The 1,629-nt window shown below is 67.8% G+C and carries 2 protein-coding genes; both read left to right on the top strand.

Annotated features, from left to right (window positions below; genetic code table 11):
• The first annotated feature begins 1 nt into the window (after window position 1).
• Window positions 2-979 carry a quinone oxidoreductase family protein gene (locus AC1DS3_RS38440; RefSeq protein WP_441640682.1) on the top strand — a complete coding sequence of 326 codons (978 nt, stop codon included), beginning with the start codon at window positions 2-4 and terminating at the stop codon, window positions 977-979.
• Complete coding sequence (locus tag AC1DS3_RS38435; RefSeq protein ID WP_441640681.1) at window positions 976-1,314, top strand: cupin domain-containing protein; 339 nt, start codon at window positions 976-978, stop codon at window positions 1,312-1,314. Before AC1DS3_RS38440 ends, AC1DS3_RS38435 begins: the two co-directional genes overlap by 4 nt.
• Window positions 1,315-1,629: the final 315 nt, after the last annotated feature.

The following is a 1,629-nucleotide window of genomic DNA, read 5'->3' as shown; positions in this document are numbered from 1 at the left end:
CATGAACACTATCCGCGTCTCCCAGAAGGCAGCGAACATCGACGCGCTGCAACTCGAGTTCGTCGGCATTCCCAAGCCAGTGCCCGGCTCCGGCCAATGCGTCATCGAAGTCGCCAGTGCGGGCGTCAACCCGAGCGATGTCAAGGCCACGCTGGGATTGATGCCGCACGCCGTATGGCCGCGTGTGCCAGGCCGCGACTACGCCGGCGTGGTGGTGGACGGCCCCGCGCACCTGCTGGGCAAGGAAGTGTGGGGCAGCGGCGGCGAGCTTGGCATTCGCCGCGATGGCACGCACAGCCGTTACCTGACGCTCGACGTTGCCGCGGTGCGCGAGAAGCCCGCCAATGTGACTTTGCAAGAAGCCGGCGCGGTTGGCGTGCCGTTTGTCACCGCCTATGAGGGCCTGCGCCGCGCCGGGCTGCCGAAGGCGGGCAGCGTGGTGCTGGTGTGCGGCGGCAGCGGCAAGGTTGGCCAGGCCACCATCCAGATTGCGACCGCGCTGGGCGCGCGCGTCTTCGCCGTGGCGCGCGAGGCCGGGCCGTTTCGCGGCCACGCCAGCAGCACCGTGCGCATGCTGGACGCCAGCCGCGACAACATCGCCGAAGTGGTGCGCAACGAGACCGGCGGGCACGGCGCGGATATCGTCTACAACACGGTCGGCAGCCCGTACTTCGAGCAAGCCAACAAGGCCATGGCGATCGGTGCCGCGCAGATCTTCATCTCGACCATCGACCGCGCCGTGCCGTTCGACATCTTCGCCTTCTACCGCGGCCAGCATACGTATGTGGGCATCGACACGCTGGCCATGGACAGCATCGCTTGCGCGGCGGTCTTCGATCAGCTCGGCCCCATGTTTGCCGCCGGGCAGCTCAGGCCCTTCCCGGTGCACGCGGACTACACCTTCGCGCTGGCGCGCGCCGCCGAGGCTTACCGCGCAGTGCTGCAAGGCGCCCCGGAACGCGTGGTGCTGATGCCATGAACACGACCCGGTTCGCCGCCGCGCCGGCCTATTTCCCGCCCCGCCACGAGGGCATGCGCTGCCTGCGCCTGCAAGGGTTTGAGGCCGGGCCGTCAGCGTCGCTCTGGCTCGGTGTCTCGGTGATCCTGCCGGGCGGCCACACYGGGCTGGATGCGTCGCCCATGGAAAAGCACTATGTGGTGCTGGAGGGGGAGGTCACCATCAGTACCGGGGCGCAGGTCGTGCATCTGTCGCAGTACGACTCGGTCTGCCTGGCGCCGGGTGAAGCCCGCAAGGTGGAGAATCCAGGCAACCGTCCCGCCATGCTGCTGCTGGCCATGCCGTACCCGCCTTGAATCTTCAATTAGATTGCAAACGTTTGCATATGCTTCAACTTGACCAGACGGACGCGCGGCGCCGCGCCGCGAATCCGCAAAGGGGAAGAGAGACATGGGAAATGCCTGGAGGCAGAGGAAGCACCGGTTGCGTGGGTGCCAGGAGACAACGATGGGCAGCGCGGCGAGCCCCGTGTCCCGGCCCCGATGGCGGGGCCTGACGGCTGGCGCCGGGGCGCTCGCCGTGGTGGCGGTGTGCGGGCCGGCTCATGCGCAATCCACGATGACGGTCTATGGGCGGCTCAATACCAGCATCGAGTACTCGCGAGCCAGCAC

It is taken from the genome of Cupriavidus sp. 01L46 (assembly GCF_056399905.1).
The sequence above is the reverse complement of the archived record's forward strand: the minus strand, read 5'-3'. Positions and strand labels throughout refer to the sequence as shown.

Bases quoted from the DNA above. Each gene is read 5' to 3' on its own strand.
- AC1DS3_RS38440 (WP_441640682.1), top strand. From the start codon at position 2: ATGAACACTATCCGCGTCTCCCAGAAGGCAGCGAACATCGACGCGCTG.